The following is a 21,503-nucleotide window of genomic DNA, read 5'->3' on the forward strand; positions in this document are numbered from 1 at the left end:
CGCCGTTTCCCGGAATCGGCGGCCTGCCCTAGCTCTTGATGATCGCCGGATGCGAGAAGTCGGATCCGGCTTTTCCGCACCCGGCTTGCAACCGCAATGGAGACCCTGATGACCACGACGCATGACGGGCGCGCCGACGTCCTCTGGTTCCTGCCGACCCACGGCGACGGCCGTTATCTCGGCGCCCAGGAAGGGGCGCGGGAGGTCTCGATCAACTATCTTCGGCAGATCGCCCAGGGCGCCGATGAGCTCGGCTATTACGGCGTGCTGCTGCCGACCGGGCGCTCCTGCGAGGATTCCTGGATCGTCGCCTCCGCGCTGGTGCCGCTCACCAAGCAGCTGCGCTTCCTGGTTGCCGTGCGGCCGGGCCTGATGGAGCCCTCCGCGGCGGCCCGCATGACCGCGACACTCGACCGGATTTCGGACGGGCGTCTCCTGATCAACGTCGTCACCGGCGGCGATCCGGTGGAGCTGGCCGGGGACGGCGTATTCCTGTCCCATGACGAGCGCTACGCCGTCACCGACGAGTTCCTGACGATCTGGCGCGGGCTGCTCTCGGGCGAGACCGTGACCTTCCAGGGCCAGCACCTGCGCACCGAGAACGGCCGGGTGATCTTCCCGCCGGTGCAGAAGCCCTATCCGCCGCTCTATTTCGGCGGCTCCTCGCCCGCCGGGATGGAGGTCGCGGCCGAGCATTGCGACGTCTACCTCACCTGGGGCGAGCCCCCGGCCCAGGTCGCGGAGAAGATCGCCGCCGCCCGGCAGGCCGCGGAAGCCAAGGGCAAGACCTTCTCCTACGGCATCCGCCTGCACGTGATCGCCCGGGAGACCGAGGCCGAGGCCTGGGACGCCGCGGAGAAGCTGATCTCGAAGCTCGACGACGCCACCATCGCCAAGGCGCAGGAGACCCTGAAGCGGCAGGATTCCGTCGGTCAGAGCCGGATGATGGCGCTCCACGGCGGCAACCGCGACAAGCTCGTGGTCTCGCCCAACCTGTGGGCCGGGGTCGGGCTGGTGCGCGGCGGCGCCGGCACGGCACTGGTCGGCTCGGCCGATCAGGTCGCCGACCGGATGAAGGAATACATCGATCTCGGGATCGACCGGTTCATCCTCTCGGGCTACCCGCATCTCGAGGAAGCCTACCGCTTCGCCGAGCTGGTCTTCCCGAAGCTGCCGCTCCGCGCCACCACGGGCCGGGCGGCGGGCAATGCGCGCAACGACGGCCCGTTCGGCGAGATCATCGCCAACGACCTCGTGCCCGCCCGTCGCGTCGGCGCGCACTGATCCCGTCGAACTGACCGCCCGGACCCGATCGGGAGGAGCCGAATACGCATAGGATGCGTATTCGGCTCTCGTGTTGTGCACACATGGCCGGGCTGCACCCTTGCCATCCGGGCGTCATGGTCGTGCCATCCTTGGCGCCCAGGTGCCGCGCTTATCACCGCGCGGCTTGCTCGCGCGATCATCGCATAGCGACAAGGACATCCATGACTTTGACCAAGGCGGTCGTCCTGACCCTCGGTCTCTGCCTCGGCCCGGCCGCGGCGCTGGCCGAGCAATCCCCGGCCCGCGAGGCGCTCAAGCAGCACTGCACCGGCGACTACATGGATTATTGCAGCGCCTACGCGCCCGGCGGCCCGGAGGTCGAGGCCTGCTTCAAGGCGAACATGAAGAACCTGTCGCCCGGCTGCTCCGCGGCGATCACCGCCTACAAGCAGGAGAAGCGGGCGACCAAGCGCGTCAGCGAAGTGCGCTGACGCGACCGCCGCGAGAGGGGATGCGGCTCACCGTACCGCGATGCCCAGCGGGGCGCCGCGACAATTGAGATGGGCCGGATTGGTGGAGACCACCCCGGCATTGCAGCCGCCCTCCAGGCCGACATAGAGCGGGGTCCCGCCCGCACCGGCGGCCGCGAGGTAGCCGATCGGGCGCGTGCCGGCGTCGAGATGGTGCGGGTTGTTGGTGACCAGGCCGACATCGAGCCCGGCCGCGGTGCCGGCATAGACCGGCGCGTCGGCGGGCGAGGACGGCTGCCCCAGGGTCGCGCCGATCGGGGCCGTGGCGCAGCCCTTGTAGCCCGGGTCGATCGTCACTGCGCCGGCATTGCAGCCCTGCTGCGTCCCGACATAGAGCGCCACACCCGGGCTCCGCACGGGCGGGGCGGCAGCCGCTCTGGGTGCGGGGGCCGGGTTGGCGGGGAGGGAGGCCGGATGCCCGCCGGCCAGGGCTGACCGCAGGGCGACGAGGCCCGCACGGACATCCTGCAAGGTGCCGACCACCACGTAGCAAGTGTAGCTGTGCGCCCCCGCCGGGACATTGTTCTCCCGGAAGGCACAGTTCCATTTCACCGTGGCATTGCCCGGGCCCGGCAGGGTCGCGAAGTTGAACCGGCCGTAACCGGCATTCGGAACGGTCGCCTGGGGGAGGGCGGGGCTGTAGACGCCCATCGCCCGGGAGCCGTCGGGGGTGGCCAGGATCACCGGAACGCCCTGCTCGGCGGGCCCGGCCGAGAGCGGCGCGGACTGGCCCGTTGCCGGGTCGAGGCTCCAGAACGCCGTGAAGTCCGGCGGCATGTAGGCGGTGGCGGCCTCGAACGTGGCCGAGGCATGGGCCTGCGCAGTGATGTAGGTCACCCGGTACGCGATGGCGTTGGCCACGCCCGCCGCGCCCAGGGTGACGGTCTTGGCCAGGACGTCGTCCGAACGAGGACCGGCATGGGGACCGGGTCCCTTCGGGCAACTGCCGGTCACGCGGCCGGGCTCGATCCAGTAGGCCATCTGCGCGCGCGTCTGGAGCGTGTTGGGGCCGATCTTGAGCTCGGTGAGCAGGGTCGTGCTGCGCGGGCCGGTACCGTCGGAATCGCTGCCCGCCTCGGTGGGGTTCAGGCACTCGCCGTAGCCATCATACGAAGACGCCGATTGCAGCTCGCGGCCGTGGTCGTGCGCGTTGATGAACTGCGTGCCGCCCCAGGTCAGGCTGTCGATGGCCCCGCCGGTCCGGGACGAGACGCCGACCGTGATCGGCGATCCGTTGAAGGCCCGGCTGATTGTCGCCCGGCCGCCGGGCTCGGGCCACGCGATCGACGGGGCGTCCTCGGCCTGCGCGGCTCCTGCAAAGCCGGCGAGCAAAAGCGCGACGCGCACGGGACGGGACAAGGGGGTCGAGGCGGGCATCGGCAGCTCCTGGGCGGAGCCGGCTTAGAGCATGGCGCGGGGGAGGGGAATCCGACGCTAGATTTGGCAAGCCGAGCACAGAGACAGTCCCGCCCTCCTGGCCCAGACCGACCTCCGGCATGGTTCTGATCCCATCAGAACCGGTTGAAATTTGGACAGGCCCGTCATCCGCCCCGGGCCAGCGGCACGATAATTTAAGTCCCGGGCTGCGATGGGGCTAGAAGGTTGCGGCCAAGCCCGATTCCCCCCGCTCCGCTGCGCGTGTGTATGCGGCGGCCGGCGATCTGCTGTCCCGGCCTGGATCGAACCTTCGGAATACGGATGCCGTCCCGATGACCACCACCGATATGGCGTCTGCTCGGGGCGGGCGGCCGACCGAGGGGCGCCAGGCGCTGGTCCGCACCGCGCGCACGATCGCGGCGGCGGCCGTCGCCGCCATGGCGCTGCTGCTCGATCTCATCAGCTTCTCGCAGCTGATCTTTTCCGGCCCTTTGGCAGAGAGCCGCGTCGCCGGGATGTCGGCGATGCTGGCGGCCTACGTGCTGGGCAGCCTCGTCTTCGTCGCGCTGCGGCGGACCGTGCTGGTGTCGCTCTCCTTCATCGGGGCGGCCGCGATCGTGCAGGCGGCGATCGCGGCCGCGGTGGCCGGAGAACTGCGGGATGCAGGCGTGACCGATCCGGCCACGGTCGGCCGGATCGTGCTCGTCGCCTGCGGGGTCTCGACCTTCGCCACCGGTATCGTCTTCGCGCTGCTCGGCACGCTGCGCGCCTCGCTGCTGGCGCAGCTCCTGCCCTACCCGGTCCTGACCGGGTTCCTCGGCGGCGTCGGGCTGCTGTTCCTGAAGAGCGGCCTGCAGATCGGCGCGCATCTCGACGATCCCACCGCCGCGATTCACGGACTGCTCGATCCGGCGGCGCTCGACCCGAGCCGGATCGACCTCGGAATGCTCGGCCGCATCGCCCTGACCTTCGGCATCGGGTTCTGCGCCTTCTACCTGCCCCGGCGCATCAGGCATTGGGGCACCTACCCGACGGTCATCCTGGCGAGCCTCGTCGTCGTACATCTGGGCTTGGCCTGGCGAGGCATCGACACCGCCGCCGCGCAGGCCGCCGGCTGGCTGATCGAGGCCCTGCCCACGGGATCGCTGCTGCAAGCCCCGGCGGCGATGGCGCTCCAGGCCCTCGACCCCGCCCTGCTCCTGCCGATCCTGCCGCGGATCGCCACCGAGATCGTCGTCGCGGTCATCATCCAGATCCTCTACGTCATCAGCGTCGAGCTGGAGATGCGGCGCGAGCTCGATATCGACCGGATGTTCGTCGCCTCCGGAGCGGCCAACCTGCTTGGCAGCCTGTTCGGCAGCCCCGCCATGGGCTTCGGGCGAACCTCGACGCTGCTGCTGCACAATATCGGCGGCAGCCATTGGCTGGGCTGGTGGCTGACGCTGGCCGTGATGGCGGCGCTGCTGGTCTTCGGCGCGAGCCCGTTGGCGCTGCTGCCCCGCCCGCTCGCCGGCGGCGCCCTGATCGCCATCGGGCTGGGCCTGCTGGTCAACCTCGCGCTCGCCTGCCGAACCTTCCCGGTTTGGGAGACCAGCATCGCCCTGGCAGTCTGCGGGGCGACCGCTGCGTTCGGCGCCACCGTGGGCTTCCTGGTCGGTGTCGTGCTGGCGATCCTGATCTTTGCGGTCCAGTACGGCCAGATCCCGGCGGTACGCCGGGCGCTGTCCGGCGCGGAGCGGCGCAGCAGCATCATCCGCGCCCCCGACACCGCCGAGCTGCTGCGCGAATCCGGGCACCGGACGCGGATCTACGCGCTGCAGGGCTACCTGTTCTTCCTCAACGCCCAGACGATCTATCGCCGGGCCGCCGCGGAGCCTGGTACCCTGCGCAGCCTGATCCTGGATTTCCGCGATTGCGTCGGGTTCGACAGCTCGGCACTGATCGCGTTCCGCAAGATCAGCCAGCTCGCCGAGCAGCGCGGCTTCGACGTGCTCCTGGTCCATCTGAGCCCGGCGGCCCGCAAGCAGGTCGAGCGCGGCGGTCTCGCCGGGCCGCGGCTGCGGACGCGCGACACCCTGGACGAGGCCCTGCGCGAGGCCGAGACCCTGCTGCTCACCGAGGTTGGCTCCGGCGGGGAGGGAGCCGTCGCGCTGTTTGCCGAGCACATGGCCGACCGGCTCGGCTGCGCCCTCGCGCCGGCCGATTTCGCGCCGTATCTCGCCGTCCGCACCCTGGCGGCCGGGGAGGCCCTGCTCCGCCAGGGCGAGGCGGCCGACAGCCTGTACTTCCTCGAACAGGGCGTGGTCTCCATCGAGATCGAGGTGCCCGGCCGCCCGAACCTGCGCCTCCGCACCACCACGGCCGGGACGGTGATCGGCGAGATCGGGCTGGTGCAGGGTGGGCAGCGCACTGCCACCGCCATCGCCGAGAGCCCCTGCCGGGTGGTCGGCGTCGACCGGGCCGCGCTGGCCCGGATGGAGCGCGAGCGCCCGGACCTCGCCCTGTCCCTGCAGCGCTTCCTGATCCTGGAACTCGCCGGCAAGGTCGCCGACACCAACCGGCTGCTCGAGGCCGAGCTGACCTGAGACTTGATCTTTCCCATACACACGGGCTGCGTCCCTGGCGGCGTGATGGGGCACACAGGCCATCGCCCGAGACAGGGAGAAACCGGTTACCGAAGGGGTCTCTTGGGATAATGCGCTAAACCGTGAGGATCACGCGCCCCGTGGTGCGCCCGCCTTCCAGATCGGCATGGGCCCGAGCCACATCCCGAAGGTCGTATTCGGCCCCGATCGGACTGATCAATCCGTCTTGCAGAGCCGCGATCAAGTCGACGCTGCCGCGCTGATACAGCGTCGGATCGTTGGCGTAGGCGATCACGCTCGGCCGCATGAGGGCGACCGGACGGCCGCTCCCCAGAGTCTCGACGCGGACCGGCGGGATCGGCCCGGCCGGCTGGCCGAGGCTTGCAACCATGCCGAAGGGCCGGACCGCCGCGAAGGTCCGGGCCAGCATGCCGCCGCCGATGCCGTCGATCGCCAGATGCACGCCCTGCCCATCCGCCAGGACCCGGGTCCGCTCCGCCCAGTCGCCATCCTCGTGCAGGAGCACCACATCGGCCCCGGCCTCCAGCGCCAGCGCCCGCTTCCCTTCGGAGCCGACCGTGCCGATCACCTGCGCGCCGAGGCGCTTGGCCCAGCGGGTGACGATCTGTCCGAGTCCGCCGGCGGCGGCGTGGACCAGGATCCAGTCGCCGGGTCCGACGGCGCGGACCTTGTGCAGCAGCATATGGGCGGTCAGGCCGCGCAGCATCGTGCCGCCGACGATGTGGTCGGGCAGGGCGTCGGGCAGCCGCACCAGGCGTTCCGCCGGCAGGATCCGGGCCGCGGCATAGGCGCCCATCGGCTGGCCGTGATAGGTGACGCGGTCGCCGGGCTTCAGCATCGCGACCCCCGGACCGACGGCCTCGACCGTCCCGGCCCCCTCGAAGCCCAGCACCGCCGGATAGGCGTCGAGCGGGTAGAGGCCGGTTCGAAAGTAGATATCGACGAAGTTCACGCCGATCACGGAGTGCCGGATGCGAACCGCACCCGGGCCGGGCTCGCCGAGGTCGATCTCGGTCGCCGTCAAGACCTCCGGCCCGCCGGGTCCGGCCATCATCATCGCTGTCGTCATGGTCCACCTCCTGCCCGGGCAGAGAACCGCGTTTTGATCTGCGCGAGAATTCGGGATCTCTTCACGGATCCCGCGCGAAACTTCACCGATGGTCGATTGGCAGGACCTCCACCACTTCGCGGTCCTCGCCCGGGCCGGCTCGCTCTCGGCCGCGGCGCGGGACCTCGGCGTCGATCACGCGACGATCGGCCGGCGGGTCGCGTCCCTCGAGGACGCCCTGGCGCTGCGGCTGATCGAGCGCCTGCCGCGCCGGGTCTCGCTGACCCCGGAGGGGATCGCCATCGCGGCCCTGGCCGCCGAAATCGCCGGGACCGTGCAGGCGATCGAGCGCCGCGCCCGGGGCTACGCGGCATCGCCGGTCGCCACGGTCCGGATCAGCGCGCCGCCCGCCCTGGCGGCTCGTCTCATCGCCCCGCAGGTCGCAGGCTTCCACCGTGCGCAACCGGGCATCACCCTGGTCCTGTCCGGCGCCGCCCGGATCGCGGCGCTCGACCGCGGGGAGGCGGAGATCGCCGTGCGCCTGAGCCGCCCCGACGATCCGGATCTCCTGATCTGCCGGATCGGCGTGATGCGGTTCGGGCTCTACGCGACCCCGGACCAAGCGGCGACGCCCCCGGAGGAGTGGACATTCATCGGCTACGATCCCGTCCTGGAGCACGTCCCGCAGCAGGCGTGGCTGCGGAGCCTGCTGGCGGGCCGACCAATCGTGTTCCAGGCGAGCGACCTGTTCGGCCAGAAGGAGGCGGCCCGGGCCGGCCTCGGCGCCGTCGTCCTGCCCCGCTTCCTCGGAGATGGCGACCCGACGCTGGTCCACCTCCCGGTGGAGCCAAAGCCGCCGTCCCGGGATGTCTGGCTCGTGACCTATCCCGACCTGAAACGGTCGCCCGTGATCCGCGCGGCGATGGATTTTCTAGCCCGGGTGATCGGCCAGGGATGCCCGGTCGGCGCGCAGGTTGAGTAGGTCGGCGCGCGGAGCCTTCAGAGATCGGCCTCACCATAGCCGAGCGGGGTGACGCGGAAGACGAACCGGATCTCGGCCTCGGCATCCGGCAGTGCCAAGGCGCTGACCGGCCCGGTGATGATCTTGGCGCCACCATCCGGTCGCGCGGCGTAGCGGCCTTTGCGGCCGAGCGAGGCCAGGGCACGCAGGGCGTGCCGGGCCGCGCGGGGGCGCCAGGCGCCGTTCTCGTGGAGCCAGAGGGTTTCGTCCGCGGGCCACAAGCGCACGGGATGGCGGGCGCCGCGTCGGCGCGGTCCGGGCGCCTGCGCATCATCCCGCACGGTGGCTTCCGACTTTCGGGAGGAGAGGATCCCGAATCGAAGACCGATCGCGTCGCGGACGATCCGGGACGTCACGGGCGGACGCCCCAGGCCGCGGCGTGGAGCGCTCGGAGGCTGCCCATCGGGATCGCCGGGCGGATCCGGGGTGCAGGCGAGACCGAGCTGATGGCGACCAGCCGGACCAGCTCGGCGGCCAGTCCGGTATAATCCGCCAGATGCACGCCATCCGGATGAAGACCGGTGCGAGCGAGCCCCGAGCCACCGTCCCGCAGGGCCGCGAACGGGTCGAAGAAGCTGTGGCCGCCCGCCCGGCAGAGCGCTTCGAGGCGGTCCGAGAAGGCCGCGACGGCGGTGGGATCCCGGCCCGTCGCCCAGGCGCCGATCGGCGGGATTGCGGCGACGAAGACCTGCGCCGACCAGACCTCCAGGATCCGCAGGATGCGCCGGACCTCGGCCTCGAACCGGCGCTCGGTGGAGGCTCGCTCCGGATGCCGCCAGCGCAGGATGTCGTTGGTGCCGATGATCAGCACCGAGGCCGCGCAGCGCATCGGCGCTCGCAGGTCCGCGAGAAAAGCCGCGCAATCGGCGGCGGTGCTGCCGCCGATGCCGAGATTGATGCAGGGCCGGCCACCGCAATCCGGCGCCCCGAGGAACTCGACATGCGAGTTGCCGGCCAGGATCACGCTCTGCGGCCCGGCTTTGCGAAGCGCCGCGCGCAGAGCCGGGCCGCGCTCGGTCAGGCGGTTTCGAACGCACCGCCCGTGTCGCCAATGCCGGGCAGCCGTCGCGATCCAGGGTGCGTACATGGCGGTCCCGAACAGGCATGAGGGATCGGTCGCGCCGGGGCTGCTGCCCGGGCGCGGGGATGTGGCGTGAACCGTGTCGTGACCGTGCCGCCGGCCAGATGTCCTGGTGTTACGGCGGCAGAAACATGTGCTTACTTTCGATCATCGACAGCACGGCAAGCAGAACTCTGCATAACAGCGCACGATGACTTCATCCTGCATATGTGGGAATTTTTCACACGTCAACGGCTCAGCTGACGGAATAGCCTTCCGGACTTCACGATCCCGCGCTACGCCGGGGCTCCAACGAGCCGGGGGAGCCAGGATGATCAAGGATCGCGTCTACATCGTCACCGGTGCGGGCTCGGGGCTCGGCGCCGCGGTGGCGCGCAGCCTCGTATCGGCTGGCGCCAGCGTCGTCGTGGCCGACATCGCCCGGGAGGCTGGGGCCGGGGTGGCGGCGGAACTCGGCGCGCAGGTGCGCTTCGCGGCCACAGACGTCACCAGCGAGGCGGACGGTCAGGCGGCGGTCCAGGCGGCGCTCGACGCGTTCGGGCACCTGCACGGGCTGATCAACTGCGCCGGGATCGCGCCGGGGGAGAAGGTAGTGGGCCGCGACGGTCCGCACCGGCTCGACAGCTTCGCCCGGGCGGTGTCGGTCAATCTGGTCGGCACGTTCAACATGATCCGGCTCGCCGCCGCAGCGATCGCCCGGGAGGCACCGGACGCGGACGGATCCCGGGGCGTGATCGTCAACACCGCCTCGATCGCCGCCTTCGACGGTCAGATCGGGCAGGCGGCCTACGCGGCCTCGAAGGGCGGCGTGGTCTCCATGACCCTGCCGATCGCACGGGAGCTGGCCCGCCACGGCATTCGGGTCGTCACCATCGCGCCGGGGATCTTCGAGACGCCCATGATGGCGGGGATGTCCCAGGAGGTGCAGGACGCGCTCGGCCAGAACGTGCCGTTCCCGCCGCGGCTGGGCCGCCCGTCGGAATATGCCGACCTCGTCCGGCACATCTGTGAAAACCCGATGCTGAACGGCGAGACGATCCGCCTCGATGGGGCATTGCGGATGCCGCCCCGCTGAAGCGAAGTCGGTTCAGCCGATCGAGACGCTGGTCAGGAGCGCGGCGGCCCGGCGCACCTCGGTGACAATCAGCTCCTCGCTCGGGCCCTCGATCGGCATGTCGGACAGGATCGCGGCGACATCGCGCTTCACGTCCTCGCGGATCTCCGGGTTCTCCTCGGACAGGCGGCCGATCAGAACGCCCAGGACGATCTCCAGGGCGGAGAGCTTCGCGTGCACGCGGGTGAAGTCGTCCAGCGGTTCCGGCTCGTTGGCGTTCATGAGTTGCTCCGTGGGGGTGGCGCCGGCTTCCGGTCTGCGCGACCGCAGGCTTCAATTCGGCCGCTCGCCGGCGGGCGGGGTCAGCATGGCTTCCATCTGGTTGACGGCGCTGCGCAGGGCTTCGAAGGCGGGCAGCGGCCCGCGCAGATGGGCGACGAGGCGCCGCCGCGTCCGCGACGGGGCACCCGGCGTGGTGGGCTCGTAGACTTCCATCTTCAGGGTCATCCGCCCGATCCCCGCCCCGACACCGAAGGCCGAGACGGACTCGAAATAGACGACCGGCGCCTCGATGCCGCCGTCAACCTGGGGCGGTGCGCCGGCTTCTGGCGTGTCGGGCATGCACGGTCTCCCGGGATCAGGCCGCCGCACCATCCGGGTGACGGGCGACGCCTCGGGCCAGCCATACGCTCCCGCGGCCGGTAAGGTCGATCCCGGGACGCGCCGCGGTCAGGCGGCCGCGCTCTCGGTCCAGGCGGCTAGGGCCGCCGCGACGCCGGCGCCCGGCGGGACGGAGAAGCCTTCCGCCCGCAGGACCGCCTCCAGGGCGCCCAGGGTGATCAGCACCTTGTGCTTGCGGGCGTTGTAGCCCATCGCGCCGATCCGCCAGACCTTACCGGCCAGCGGCCCGAAGGCGGTGCCGATCTCGATCTCGAAATCCTCTCGCATCCGGCGCCGCACCGCCTCGCCGTCGATCCCGTCCGGGATGTGGAGCGCGGTGACGTTGGTCATCCGGTACCGGTCGTCGCCGAACACGGTGAGCCCCATCGCCCGGATGCCCGCCGCGACCGCGCGCCCGGCGGCCGCATGCCGGCGGTGGCAGGCCTCCAGCCCCTCGCCCAACAGCACCCGGGCGCATTCCCGGGCGCCGTAGAGCATCGTGGTCGCCTCGGTGTGGTGGTTCAGCCGCTTCTCCGACCAGTAATCCATGATCATGGCGAGGTCGAAGTAGTTCGAACCGATCCGCACGCCCAAGCCGTCGTCGATGTCGTCCCGGCGGATGCCGTGCTCGACATGGCGCCGGGAAAAGATCCGCTCGGCCGCTGCCGCCGAGACGGTGATCGGCGACGAGCCCGAGGGGCCGCCGAGGCATTTCTGCAGGCCGCCGGTGACCACGTCGACGCCCCAGCGGTCGGCGGCGATTTCCATGCCCCCGATGGTCGCGGTGGCGTCGACATAGGAGAGGGCGCCGGCCCGGCGGCAGAGCGCGCCGAGTCCGTCAAGGGGCTGGGCCATGGTGGTCGAGGTGTCGCCGTGGACGGTGGCCACGACCTTCGGGCCGAAGCGCTCCACAGCGGCGGCGATCGCCTCCAGGGACACGACCTCGCCCCACGGCGCGTCCACCGTCTCGACCACGGCGCCGACCCGCTCCAGGATCTCGGTGAGCAGCAGGCCGAATCGGCCGAAATTGACCACCAGCACCCGCTCGCCGGGGGCGACCAGGCTCACCAGAGCCGCCTCGATCCCGGCCCGCGCCGTGCCGTCGACCAGGAATGTCCAGCGGTTCTCGGTGCCGAAGATCGGGCGGTAGAGCGCCATCACCTCGTTCATATAGGCGGTCATCTCGGGGTCGAACTGCCCGAGCAGGTCGGCCGACATGGCGCGCAGCACGCGTGGATGGGCATTGACGGGGCCCGGCCCCATCAGGAGCCGCTGGGGCGGGTCGATCTCGCCGATCTGATCGAGCACGGGCTGTCTTCCTTCGTTGTCGCGCATTCCGGGCGGGGCGACGCAATCCTCTGGCCATGTCGCTTCGGGCCATGTCGCGGTTGGGAGCGGTGCTAGGGATCCGCGGCCCTCCGATCAAGCGGTGCGTTTTTTCCCATCGGCGGAAACCTCATCCGGGCCTCGGCGTTTCTCGGTCCCAAGACCCAAGCCACCAAGATCGAACCCGCAAAGGGAAACCCGCCATGATCAAACGCTTTGCCACCGCGGCCGGCCTGCTCGCGCTCTCCACGAGCTTCGCCCTGGCCCAGACCGCCACCCAGACCGACAGCAACCTGAAGGAGTGGCAGGTCGCCAAGGTCGCCAAGGTCGGCCTTGCCCAGGCGCTGACCACAGCCCAGGCGCAGGGGGACGAGAAGGGCGGCCGCGCCATCGACGCCGATTTCGAGAAGGCAGGCAGCAAGGACCCGGCCCACTACGCGATCAAGGTCGTCTACCCGAGCGGCAAGCTGGTGGAATACGGCATCAACGCCGATACCGGCGCCCTGTACAAGACCGAGAACCAGCCGATCGAGCGCTACTTCACCCGGCTGAAGCCCGCCGACTTCCAGAACGCCAAGACCTCGCTCAAGGACGCGCTGGTCATCGCCGAGCAGAAGGCGGGCGGCGGTAAGGCCTACGAGGCCGAGGTCGAGAAGGAGGGCTCCGCGGTCGAGTACGAGATCAAGGTGGCCGGCGCCGACAAGGAGCAGACGGTCAAGGTCGGCCCGGACGGCAAGGTGGTCGATTGATCCTGTAGGATCACCATCCGAAGCGGCGGGGCAGCGCCAAAACTGCCCCGCCGCTGCATGGTGTCGCCCCGGCGCTCGGACGCGGAGCCGGGCGGCCGCCTCGGCGATTGCTCCCGGACGAGACTGCGGATCGGGAGCGCCAACATGGAATCAGGTACGCAGGCCACCCAGAAAATCCTCGGGACGGCCCATACCCGGGTCGAGGGCCCCGACAAGGTGACCGGACGGGCGCTCTACGCCTCCGACCGGACCGGCCCCGAAACGATGGCCCATGCCGCCCTGGTCACCAGCACCGTCGCCCGGGGCCGGGTCACCGGGTTCACCCTCGGCGCCGCCGAGCGGGTGCCGGGGGTGCTGGGGATCTTCACCCACCGGGCGTTCGCCGGGGCGGTGGCGCCGGTGAAGCACCTGATGGCCGGCGGCTACGCCAACAGCTCGCACCGGCCGCTGGACTCCGACGCGGTGGCCTATGCGGGCCAGATCGTAGCCCTGGTTGTGGCTGAGACCCAGGAGGCGGCCGAGGAGGCCGCCGGTGCGGTTCGGGTCTCCTACGCGGAGGAGCCCGCCGCCGGCGGGTTCGACGCGCCCGGGGCCGAGACCGTCCGGCTGGCGGACCTCAAGGCTCAGCACGAAGATATCGCCCGGGGCGACGCCGCGGCCGCATGGCGCAACGCCGCCATCCGGGTCGAGGCGCGCTACGAGACCCCGGTCCAGCACCACAACCCGATCGAGCTGTTCACCACCCGGGCCACCTGGGACGGCGACAGGCTCACCGTGCACGAGCCGACCCGCTATGTCGGCGCCGTGCAGCACGGGCTCGCAGCGCAGCTCGGCCTCGACCCCGCGCAGGTTCGGGTCGTATCCGGGCTGATCGGCGGCCATTTCGGCTCGAAATTCGCCCTGTCGCAGCACACGGCCCTGGTCGCCCTGGCGGCCAGACGTCTCGGCCGGCCGGTCTCGCTGGTCCCGACCCGGCGGCAATGCTTCACCATCGCCAATTACCGGCCGGAATCGCGTCACGACATCCGGCTCGGGACCGACCGCGACGGCCGGTTCACCGCCCTGGTGCACGAGGCCGAGACGGTCACGTCGCGGTTCGATCCGTTCGTCATGGAAGGCGCCGAGGTCACCGCTAGCCTCTACGCCTGCCCGGCGATCCGAACCGAGGAGCGGGCGGTGCGGGTCGATCGCAACACGCCGGGGCCGATGCGGGCGCCGCCGGAGGTGCCCTATCTGTTCGCCTTGGAGAGCGCCGTCGACGAGGCGGCCGTGGCCCTCGGGATGGATCCGATCGCCCTGCGGCGGCTGAACGACACCCCGATCGATCCCGTCTCCGGCAAGCCGTTCTCGACCCGGCCGCTGATGGCCTGCTTCGACGCCGGCGCGCGGGCCTTCGGCTGGGGCCGCCGGGCACCGCGCCCGGGCACGATGCGGGACGGGCCCTGGCGGGTGGGACTGGGCTGCGCGGCCTCGGTGCGGCCGGTGAAGATCGCGGCCGCGACGATGCGGGTGCGGCTGAACCCGGACGGGACCGCGGAGGTCGCCTGCGCCCATCACGAGATCGGCAACGGCATCACCACGCTGCTCGCCATGGGCGCCGCCGAGGGCCTTGGCGTGCCGGTGGAGCGGGTCACGGTCCGACTCGGCGACACGGCGCTGCCGGCGGCCGGCATCTCGGGCGGGTCGAGCACGACCACGAGCCTGATGAACGCCCTGGCGCTGGGCTGCGATCAGATCCGGGAGAACCTGGCCCGGGCGGCGACCGCCTCCGGCGGCGGGCTCGCCGGGCAGGACCCGGGCGCCCTGTCGCTGGCGGGCGGGCGGCTTTCAGCCCCGGACGGCACCGGCGTCGCGCTGGCCGACGCGATCGGCCCCGCGGGGGTCGAGACGCTGGCCGAGTTCGTGCCCGCGGGCGGCGACCGGGAGAAGGCGCTGGCGAGCCTGCGGCAGGGCCATATCGGGCTGGCCTTCGGCGGGGGCGGGCGCTCGGTCTCCTGGGGCTTCGGGGCCCAGTTCGCGGAGGTCCACGTCCATGGTGAGACGGGAGAGATCCGGGTGGCCCGGCTCACGGGCGCCTTCGCGGCGGGGCGGATCCTCAACCCGCTGACCGCCCGGAGCCAGCTCACCGGCGGGATGATCTGGGGCCTCGGCTCGGCGCTGCTGGAAGAGACCGTGCTGGACGGAGCCGCCTACCGCAATCCGGATCTCGCCGAGTATCTCGTCCCGACCTCGGCCGACGCCCCGGAAGTCGAGGCGCTGCTGGTGCCGGACCCGGACGATCAGGTCGACGCCCTCGGCCTTAAGGGCCTGGGCGAGCTCGGCATCATCGGCGTCAACGCGGCCATCGCCAACGCCGTGCACCACGCCACCGGGCGCCGGATCCGCAAGCTGCCGATCCGGCTGGAGGATGTGGCTTGAGGGCGGGCGCCGGCGACTATTCCATCGTCGGCGCGAGCTTCTTCACGCTCTGCACGTCCTCGCCGAGCCAGGCGGCGTTCTTGGCGGTGCCGTCGAAGGTCGCGCTCGTCTTGAACAGCTCGTACTTGCCCTCCAGCGCGTAGGGCTTCGCGCGCGACAGCAGCTCGGCCACCGTCGCCTTGTCCATCGGCTTGAAGGTCTTCACCGCCTCGAAAGCCTGGTCGAGATCGCGCTGGTTCTGGATGCCGGTGATCACAACCGAGACCGGCAGGTTCAGCGAGAAGTGCAGGTATTCCAGCGGCTTGATCGGCGCGTCGGCCTTCAGGATCACCCCGTCGCCGAAGGTCTTCATGGCGAGCGGTGCGATGCCCTCGGCCACGAGGTGCGGCAGCACGAGATGGCCGAACGAGCGGAAATGCGCGTCCATCACGTTGAGCGGCATCTGGCAGGAATCGAACTGGAAGCCGCGCTCCTGCGCCACCGCCAGCATCTGCAGGTGGATGCGCGGGTCCTTGTGGCCGGTGAAGCCGATATAGCGCAGCTTCCCCTGCTTCTTGGCTTCCAGGAAGCCCTCCATGGCACCGCCCTCCGCGAAGACGCGGTCCGGGTCGTCGTAGCGCAGGATCTCGTGGTGCTGGACGAGGTCGATCCGGTCGGTGCGCAGGCGCAGGAGCGACTGGTCGATCTGCTTGAGCGCCTCTTCCTTGGTCCGCCCGTCCATCTTGGACATCAGGAAGACCTTGTCCCGGTAGCCACCCTGGGCCAGCGCCGCGCCCATGCGCAGCTCGGAGCGGCCGTCGTTGTAGTCCCAGCAATTGTCCATGAAGGTGATGCCGCGATCGACGCCGGCATGGATCAGCCGGGTCGCCTCGTCGTCGGTCACCGCGCTCTTGCCGAGGTGGAACCCGCCCATCCCGATCGCCGAGATCTTTTCGGACGTTCGCCCGAAGGTGCGATAGAGCATCTCGCCCCGGCGCTCGCCCGGATCGGAGATCAGCGGCAGGTCGGCTGGGTCCTGCGGCCGGGTGTTCGGAAGCGGCGGGACGCTCACGGCCGCACCTGCGCTGCCGGCGCCTGCGAGGCCTGTTCCCGTGATGCCCGCGCCGAGCACGGCGCCTTGGAGGAAGCTGCGGCGTTCCATCGGATATCTCCGTTCGGGAAGAATTGGGGTTCGTGCGGTAACGGGTGGCGGGACATCATCGTTCGGCCTCCTGGGCGAGGCGGCTCGCCGCGTTGAGCAGGCGCAGGGCGGCGCAGGCCGCCCCGTAGCCGTTGTCGATGTTGACCACCGTGATCCCAGGGGCGCAGCTTGCCAGCACGGCGTCGAGGGCCGCACGCCCGCCCGCGGCGACGCCGTAGCCCACGGAGGTCGGCACCGCGATCACCGCGCCGGCCACGAGGCCGCCGACCACGCTCGGCAGCGCCGCATCCATGCCGGCGGCGACGATCACCACCGGATGCGCCCGGATCTCCTCCAGTCGCGTGGTCAGCCGCCACAGGCCGGCGACGCCGACATCGGCGAACAGCGTCGCGGCCCGGCCGGCATAGCCAAGCGTGCGCAGGGCCTCCCGGGCGACCGGGACGTCCGAGGTCCCGGCCGCAACGACGGCGACCCGGGCCGGACCGGCGACGGCCGGGGGCTGCCCGAACACCGCCGTGCGCGAGACCGGGCAGTAATCGAGCCGCCCCGCGGCCCCGAGCCGGTCACGCTTCTCCGGGTCGAGCCGGGTCAGGAGCAGGGAGGCGCCCCGGTCCCCGGCGGCCACCAGGATCGCGTCGATCTGCTCAGGGCTCTTGCCAGCGCAGAAGATCGCCTCCTCCAGGCCGATCCGCTCGGGCCGGGCGAAGTCGAGGGTGAATTCGTCCGCAACGCTCATGACGGGGAGGCTCCGGTCAGGAAGGCGCTGCCGACCCGGTAGGGCGCGAACCGGACCGGGCCGGCGAGACGCGGCGGCGCGATCTCCCGGATGCCGGCCCCGAGTTCTTCGCGGCTCTTCGGGTCGAGGGCGGCGAGGCTGCCGGGGTCGAGTTCCACCACCACGCCCTCGGCGCGCACCCGGCAGCGGACCGCCCGCTTGGCCCCCGTACCGGCGTCGAGGGCGCCCCCGACCAGCCGCTCGACCGCGTGGATGAAGCCCAAGGTCTCCGGCTCAATCGGGATGCCGGTCTCGACCCGGCTCGACAGGCACGGCGCGGACGGCAAGTCCGCCACAGTCCCGAGGCCGAGGTCGCGGGCGAGCGCCCGGACGGCCGCCTTGTCGAGACCCGCCTCCACGTAGGGGTGGCGCACCCCGTGCTCCCGGGCGGCGTCGAGGCCGGGGCGGTACTCGCCGAGGTCGTCGCGATTGGCACCCGACAGGATCTGCCGCTCGGTGACGCTCCGGATCGCCCCGTACAGGTTGGTCTTGCAGAAGAAGCAGCGGTTCACGGGGTTGGCCCGGTAGGCCGGGTCGGCGAACTCGCCGGCCTCGATCACCCGCAGGTCCCAGCCCTCCCGGGCGGCCTCGGCCCGGACCCGCGCGGTCGCCTCGCCGGGCACGGCGGGGGAGACCGCGTGGACCACGAGGACCGCGCGCGGCGCCAGCCGGTGGGCGAGGGTGGTCAGCGTCAGGCTGTCGACCCCGCCGCTTACCGCCACCGCGACGGGCCCGAGTTCCGCCAGCACGGCTTCGAGATGCGCGCGCGTCACCGCTCCTCCTTCGTGAACTCTTGCGTGATCTGTTGCAGGGCGAGGGCCTCGGCCTCGCGGCGCAGGCGCGCCCGGTCGGCCTGGCCCGCTTGGCGCAGAGCGTCGTCGGCCTCGGCCTTGGCGGTGCGCCCGCCCGGCCGGTCGACCACCTTGACCCGGACCGAGTGCCCCTCCGGCGCGACCGTCACGGCCTCGCGGTCGAGCACCGCGCGCGCGACCCGGTGGTGGCGCAGCCCGATCGTGGTGGTCTCGCGAAAGCAGGCGGCGATCGCCGCCTCCAGGCTCTCGGGCTGAACCAGGACCTGGATATGGGCCATCATCCGGCCCTTCTTGCCCAGGACCGGCATCTGCACGACGTCGCGCACGCCGGGCTCCGCGCGCAGGCGGTCGAGGCCCATGGCCAGGTCCTCGCCCGACTGATCGTCGATCTCGAACGCGAGGACGGCGAGCTCGCTCCGGTCCGGCCGGGATGCGGCTGCCTCGTCGAGTACCAAGACGCGCAGGCAATTGCTGAGGCCCGGCAGGACCTTCGTGCCGAAGCCGATGCCGCTCCGCCCGATCGTGCTGGAGGGCCGGCCGCGCCCGGGCTCGAGGCCGCAGAGATGGCGCAGGATCGCGGCGCCGGTGGGGGTCACGCGCTCGCCCGCAATCCCGTCGTCGAGGGTCGGAAAGCCTTCGAGCAGCAGCGTGGTGGCGGGGGCCGGCACCGGCAGGGGACCGTGCTGGGTCCGGACCCGCCCGGAACCCAGCGGCAGGGCCGAGACGCTCCAGCTCCGCACGTCCACCGCAGCGATCAGGTGGGCGGCGGCGACGATGTCGGCGATCGAATCGTAGGCGCCGACCTCGTGGAACGCCACCGCGTCGACCGCGATGCCGTGAACCCGGGCCTCAGCGTCGGCGAGGTGCCCGAAGATGGCGAGCGCATGCGCCCGGACGGCCGGCGCGAGCTCCGCCCGCTCCAGCTCCGCGCGGATCTCGGACCAGGGCCGGTGGCCATGATGCGCCGGCTCGTGCGCATGGCTGTGCGGGTGATCGTGGTGGTGATGATCGTGATGGTGGTCCGCGGGGCCGCCGTGCCGGTGCGGCGCGGGAGCCGCCTCCGTCCCGGGGGCCGAGACCGCGAAGCGCGAGCCCTGCAGAATGCCATCATTCTGCGCAGGCGCCGCGCAGGCGATGCGCGGATCGACCGCCCGCACGCTGGCGCGCACGCCATCCAGATGCTCGGGAAAGGCATCCAGCAGCGCGGCAGCGAACATGTCGCCGGCCACGCCGCCGAGCGCGTCGAGGTGAATGTGCATAGTGTGTCGGTGAGCCCGAACCGGAATCGTGATGCTGCTCAGATCGGCCGCCGCGAGCCCAAGGCAAGGGACACGGCCCCGATCCGGCGACGCGGCGTATCGCCGTGGGTCCGGGCCGGGCCTTCAATCCGCCGGTGCCGCGCGAGTCGCCGCATGGGCACGGCCCAGGATGGGGCACCCGATCGAAACCGGGGACTCCGGCGCGACGTTTGATGTCGCTACGCGACGATCCGCCTGATCATCCTCGCCGGAACACCGCCGACCAATATTCCCGCCTCCACATCTCTGGTTACGACTGAACCGGCCGCAGCGATCGATTGCTCTCCGATCGTGACACCGCACAAGATGATGGCGCCGACCCCGATCCAGACCCCATCGCGCACGACGATGTCTCTATGGAAAGTCAGACGCGTCTCATCGACACGATCATGAAAATCTTCAATCACAAGATTATGGGTCGATGTTTCGAAGCTTACCCTGGGACCGATCATGCATCGATTGCCGATCGCGATCCGAGAATTTCGGCACGCAAACCGGACTTCGGAATTGACAAACGTTTGATACCCGATCGTAAGGCCGCGTACCGTCTCTTCGCTGAGACTTTGCTCGAAAACGAGCGGACTTGAAATATGGGATCTTGCCCCGATTCGAACGCCAATAGTGCGCAGCAACGCACATCGGACACCGTTCAGCACGTAAAAATTTGGCAGCTGATTGTATATGCTCAAAACAAAGAAGACGAATATTCGGAATAAATAAGGCGCCAGCAATTTAGAAGCCCATCTCCGACCGCCGATGATGCAACGGTACAATCAAATATTATTCCAGAAACGACACCCCGGGCGAGCGCATCAGGTCGCGCGTCAACATCGGCGCCCTCGTCCGCGCGCCCGGGTTCCGCGCCTCCGCATCCGGGCGAGGCACCGGCAACGCACCGATCACGGCGAGCGGTGCGCCGGTTGCCTCACGCGGCGGCGGCCCCCACGGAATCCGCCATCCGAGCCCGGCGCGTGCCCAGCGGTTGAGGCTCGCCCACCGTCGTATCCTCGGCGGTCTGGTGCTCCATCTCGGCATTCAGCTGGGCGCCGGCGAGCACGATCATGGTGGAGATCCAGATCCAGGTCATGAAGCCGATGGCCGCGCCGAGCGAGCCGTAGGTCTTGTTGTAGCTGCCGAAATGGGCGACGTACCAGGAGAACAGCAGCGAGGCGACGAGCCACAGCAGGGCGGCCGATGCGCCCCCGGGCGTCACCCAGCGCCAGCGCGGCGCGTCCCGGCTCGGGCCGTAGCGGTAGAGCATGGCGAGCCCGAGCAGGACCGCCACGAGCAGCGCCGGCCAGCGCACCAGGGTCAGCCACCACGCATCGGTGCCGAGCCCGACATAAGTCAGCACCACAGGCAGCACCACGACCGCGGCCAGAGCCAGGATCAGGAAGGCCAGCGCTCCCGCGGTGAAGCCGAGGGAGACCACGTTGAGCAGGACGAAATTGCGCTTCTCGCGCTCGTTGTAGACGATGTTGAGCGCGTCGAAGACGTGCTTCACGCCGCCATTGGCGCTCCAGACCGACAGGGCGATGCTGACGATCAGGCTCAAGCCCAGCGCGGTGTTGCCCTTCTCGTTCAGGCGCTTGACCTGATCGTCGAGGATGTCGAGGGCGCCCTGGGGCATGATGCCTTGGAGGCTGGCAAGTTGATCGTTGATGGTCGAGGCGTCGGCTACGAGGCCGTAGCAGGAGACCAGCGCCGCCACAGCCGGGAAGATCGCCAGTAGGGTGAAGAACGTCACGCCCGCCGCGATCAGCGGCAGTCGGTTCTCGCCGATGTCGCGATAGGTGCGCAGCGCGATGTCTTTCCAGCCCTTGGCGGGAATCTCGGCCGGATGGCTGGCGCCCCGCCCACGATCGGCCTGGGTTTGGGCGACCGCCTTCGCGTCGTCGCCCTCATGCGTGGGCGAAGGCTCGTGCGCCGAGGAACCCGCGAAGGCGGGCCGGGGGCGCGCATCCGCTTGCGGCCCGGCGGGGCCGGCCGCCCGGCGCGGGAACGCGACCAAGCCGACGAGCGCGGTGGCGAGGGCCAGGGTCCAGACCGTTGAGGCCGCCCCCCCGGGCTCGCGGGTCACGCTGCGGTCTGGATCGGGAAAAGCCATCGCTACGCCTCGGCACGGAGTCACGGATCGCCTGCAATCCGCCCCCCGACGGCCCACAGATCCCAGAGGGGAACGCCGCGGCACGGTCCCGGTTCGCCGGGCTGTTGTGATCCAGGGCAGCATCCAGTCCTCAGTGCCGCAGTCTTGCTTGTATTGAACCGGTTTCACCGTCGATGCGGCGGGTTCTAACCCATGTTGGGGCAAGGGCGACGCAAGCACGCCACAAGCGGTTTC

The 21,503-nt window shown here is 70.7% G+C and carries 20 protein-coding genes; 7 read left to right on the forward strand and 13 right to left on the reverse strand.

Going from position 1 to position 21,503, the window contains the following annotated elements; all coding sequences use genetic code 11:
- Positions 1-108 precede the first annotated feature (108 nt).
- Positions 109-1,284 (forward strand): FMNH2-dependent alkanesulfonate monooxygenase, encoded by a 1,176-nt coding sequence (ssuD, locus tag MKK65_RS02670; RefSeq protein ID WP_243955094.1) that lies wholly within the window; start codon positions 109-111, stop codon positions 1,282-1,284.
- Positions 1,285-1,487: 203 nt separating this feature from the next.
- Positions 1,488-1,757: a hypothetical protein gene (locus tag MKK65_RS02675; RefSeq protein WP_058191003.1), complete on the forward strand. Its 270-nt coding sequence runs from the start codon at positions 1,488-1,490 to the stop codon at positions 1,755-1,757.
- 27 nt (positions 1,758-1,784) lie between these two features.
- On the opposite strand, the gene MKK65_RS02680 is transcribed toward MKK65_RS02675, so the two are convergent.
- Positions 1,785-3,173, reverse strand: a complete 1,389-nt coding sequence (locus tag MKK65_RS02680; protein ID WP_243955096.1) for a hypothetical protein — start codon at positions 3,171-3,173, stop codon at positions 1,785-1,787.
- Between the two features lie 332 nt (positions 3,174-3,505).
- Here MKK65_RS02680 and MKK65_RS02685 point away from each other — a divergent pair, with 332 nt between their 5' ends.
- Entirely contained in the window at positions 3,506-5,758 is a 2,253-nt protein-coding gene (locus tag MKK65_RS02685; protein WP_243955098.1) for a cyclic nucleotide-binding domain-containing protein, read from the forward strand.
- Positions 5,759-5,873: 115 nt separating this feature from the next.
- Here MKK65_RS02685 and MKK65_RS02690 read toward each other — a convergent pair whose 3' ends face one another.
- On the reverse strand, positions 5,874-6,848 hold the full coding sequence (locus MKK65_RS02690; RefSeq protein WP_243955100.1) for a quinone oxidoreductase family protein: 975 nt from the start codon (positions 6,846-6,848) through the stop codon (positions 5,874-5,876).
- 88 nt (positions 6,849-6,936) lie between these two features.
- On the opposite strand from MKK65_RS02690, the gene MKK65_RS02695 reads away from it, so the two are divergent.
- Positions 6,937-7,809, forward strand: a complete 873-nt coding sequence (locus MKK65_RS02695; protein ID WP_243955102.1) for a LysR family transcriptional regulator — start codon at positions 6,937-6,939, stop codon at positions 7,807-7,809.
- Between the two features lie 17 nt (positions 7,810-7,826).
- Here MKK65_RS02695 and MKK65_RS02700 read toward each other — a convergent pair whose 3' ends face one another.
- Together MKK65_RS02700 and MKK65_RS02705 are read right to left on the reverse strand one after the other, a co-directional pair.
- Positions 7,827-8,204, reverse strand: coding sequence for a hypothetical protein (locus MKK65_RS02700; RefSeq protein WP_243955103.1), 378 nt, complete (start codon positions 8,202-8,204; stop codon positions 7,827-7,829).
- Complete coding sequence (locus MKK65_RS02705; protein ID WP_243955105.1) at positions 8,201-8,935, reverse strand: SGNH/GDSL hydrolase family protein; 735 nt, start codon at positions 8,933-8,935, stop codon at positions 8,201-8,203. Before MKK65_RS02705 ends, MKK65_RS02700 begins: the two co-directional genes overlap by 4 nt.
- Positions 8,936-9,239: 304 nt before the next feature.
- Here MKK65_RS02705 and MKK65_RS02710 point away from each other — a divergent pair, with 304 nt between their 5' ends.
- Positions 9,240-10,004: a 3-hydroxyacyl-CoA dehydrogenase gene (locus MKK65_RS02710; protein WP_243955107.1), complete on the forward strand. Its 765-nt coding sequence runs from the start codon at positions 9,240-9,242 to the stop codon at positions 10,002-10,004.
- A gap of 12 nt (positions 10,005-10,016) precedes the next feature.
- Here MKK65_RS02710 and MKK65_RS02715 read toward each other — a convergent pair whose 3' ends face one another.
- The 3 genes from MKK65_RS02715 to MKK65_RS02725 form a co-directional block, all read right to left on the reverse strand.
- A complete protein-coding gene (locus MKK65_RS02715) occupies positions 10,017-10,265 on the reverse strand; it encodes a hypothetical protein (RefSeq protein WP_058191009.1) in 249 nt (82 codons plus the stop codon).
- A 51-nt stretch (positions 10,266-10,316) separates the two neighbouring features.
- A complete protein-coding gene (locus tag MKK65_RS02720) occupies positions 10,317-10,604 on the reverse strand; it encodes a hypothetical protein (protein WP_243955109.1) in 288 nt (95 codons plus the stop codon).
- Positions 10,605-10,712: 108 nt separating this feature from the next.
- Positions 10,713-11,951 (reverse strand): pyridoxal-phosphate-dependent aminotransferase family protein, encoded by a 1,239-nt coding sequence (locus tag MKK65_RS02725; RefSeq protein WP_201025712.1) that lies wholly within the window; start codon positions 11,949-11,951, stop codon positions 10,713-10,715.
- Between the two features lie 221 nt (positions 11,952-12,172).
- Between MKK65_RS02725 and MKK65_RS02730 the strand changes: the two genes are divergently transcribed.
- Both MKK65_RS02730 and MKK65_RS02735 read left to right on the forward strand, forming a co-directional pair.
- Positions 12,173-12,718, forward strand: a complete 546-nt coding sequence (locus tag MKK65_RS02730; RefSeq protein WP_243955111.1) for a PepSY domain-containing protein — start codon at positions 12,173-12,175, stop codon at positions 12,716-12,718.
- Between the two features lie 144 nt (positions 12,719-12,862).
- On the forward strand, positions 12,863-15,136 hold the full coding sequence (locus MKK65_RS02735) for a xanthine dehydrogenase family protein molybdopterin-binding subunit (protein WP_243955113.1): 2,274 nt from the start codon (positions 12,863-12,865) through the stop codon (positions 15,134-15,136).
- Positions 15,137-15,152: 16 nt separating this feature from the next.
- Here the strand turns inward: MKK65_RS02735 and MKK65_RS02740 are convergent, their stop codons facing one another.
- The 6 genes from MKK65_RS02740 to MKK65_RS02765 form a co-directional block, all read right to left on the reverse strand.
- Positions 15,153-16,277, reverse strand: a complete 1,125-nt coding sequence (locus tag MKK65_RS02740; protein WP_243955115.1) for an aldo/keto reductase — start codon at positions 16,275-16,277, stop codon at positions 15,153-15,155.
- 55 nt (positions 16,278-16,332) lie between these two features.
- On the reverse strand, positions 16,333-17,013 hold the full coding sequence (gene larB, locus MKK65_RS02745; protein WP_243955118.1) for a nickel pincer cofactor biosynthesis protein LarB: 681 nt from the start codon (positions 17,011-17,013) through the stop codon (positions 16,333-16,335).
- Positions 17,010-17,825: an adenine nucleotide alpha hydrolase gene (locus MKK65_RS02750; RefSeq protein ID WP_243955120.1), complete on the reverse strand. Its 816-nt coding sequence runs from the start codon at positions 17,823-17,825 to the stop codon at positions 17,010-17,012. The genes larB and MKK65_RS02750 overlap by 4 nt, the downstream gene beginning before the upstream one ends.
- Positions 17,822-19,123 carry a LarC family nickel insertion protein gene (locus MKK65_RS02755; RefSeq protein ID WP_243955122.1) on the reverse strand — a complete coding sequence of 434 codons (1,302 nt, stop codon included), beginning with the start codon at positions 19,121-19,123 and terminating at the stop codon, positions 17,822-17,824. The genes MKK65_RS02750 and MKK65_RS02755 overlap by 4 nt, the downstream gene beginning before the upstream one ends.
- Before the next feature lie 218 nt (positions 19,124-19,341).
- A complete protein-coding gene (locus MKK65_RS02760) occupies positions 19,342-19,794 on the reverse strand; it encodes an acyltransferase (RefSeq protein ID WP_243955124.1) in 453 nt (150 codons plus the stop codon).
- 293 nt (positions 19,795-20,087) lie between these two features.
- Entirely contained in the window at positions 20,088-21,269 is a 1,182-nt protein-coding gene (locus MKK65_RS02765; RefSeq protein WP_243955126.1) for a YihY/virulence factor BrkB family protein, read from the reverse strand.
- Positions 21,270-21,503 lie beyond the last annotated feature (234 nt).

Origin of the sequence: Methylobacterium sp. J-001, from assembly GCF_022829565.1 — a bacterium.
GTDB lineage: Bacteria > Pseudomonadota > Alphaproteobacteria > Rhizobiales > Beijerinckiaceae > Methylobacterium.

Bases quoted from the DNA above. Each gene is read 5' to 3' on its own strand.
- MKK65_RS02735 (WP_243955113.1), top strand. From the start codon at position 12,863: ATGGAATCAGGTACGCAGGCCACCCAGAAAATCCTCGGGACGGCCCAT.
- larB (WP_243955118.1), bottom strand. From the start codon at position 17,013: ATGAGCGTTGCGGACGAATTCACCCTCGACTTCGCCCGGCCCGAGCGG.
- MKK65_RS02710 (WP_243955107.1), top strand. From the start codon at position 9,240: ATGATCAAGGATCGCGTCTACATCGTCACCGGTGCGGGCTCGGGGCTC.
- MKK65_RS02675 (WP_058191003.1), top strand. From the start codon at position 1,488: ATGACTTTGACCAAGGCGGTCGTCCTGACCCTCGGTCTCTGCCTCGGC.
- MKK65_RS02740 (WP_243955115.1), bottom strand. From the start codon at position 16,277: ATGGAACGCCGCAGCTTCCTCCAAGGCGCCGTGCTCGGCGCGGGCATC.
- MKK65_RS02755 (WP_243955122.1), bottom strand. From the start codon at position 19,123: ATGCACATTCACCTCGACGCGCTCGGCGGCGTGGCCGGCGACATGTTC.
- MKK65_RS02685 (WP_243955098.1), top strand. From the start codon at position 3,506: ATGACCACCACCGATATGGCGTCTGCTCGGGGCGGGCGGCCGACCGAG.
- MKK65_RS02730 (WP_243955111.1), top strand. From the start codon at position 12,173: ATGATCAAACGCTTTGCCACCGCGGCCGGCCTGCTCGCGCTCTCCACG.
- MKK65_RS02715 (WP_058191009.1), bottom strand. From the start codon at position 10,265: ATGAACGCCAACGAGCCGGAACCGCTGGACGACTTCACCCGCGTGCAC.
- MKK65_RS02695 (WP_243955102.1), top strand. From the start codon at position 6,937: ATGGTCGATTGGCAGGACCTCCACCACTTCGCGGTCCTCGCCCGGGCC.
- MKK65_RS02690 (WP_243955100.1), bottom strand. From the start codon at position 6,848: ATGACGACAGCGATGATGATGGCCGGACCCGGCGGGCCGGAGGTCTTG.
- MKK65_RS02680 (WP_243955096.1), bottom strand. From the start codon at position 3,173: ATGCCCGCCTCGACCCCCTTGTCCCGTCCCGTGCGCGTCGCGCTTTTG.
- ssuD (WP_243955094.1), top strand. From the start codon at position 109: ATGACCACGACGCATGACGGGCGCGCCGACGTCCTCTGGTTCCTGCCG.
- MKK65_RS02705 (WP_243955105.1), bottom strand. From the start codon at position 8,935: ATGTACGCACCCTGGATCGCGACGGCTGCCCGGCATTGGCGACACGGG.
- MKK65_RS02720 (WP_243955109.1), bottom strand. From the start codon at position 10,604: ATGCCCGACACGCCAGAAGCCGGCGCACCGCCCCAGGTTGACGGCGGC.
- MKK65_RS02765 (WP_243955126.1), bottom strand. From the start codon at position 21,269: ATGGCTTTTCCCGATCCAGACCGCAGCGTGACCCGCGAGCCCGGGGGG.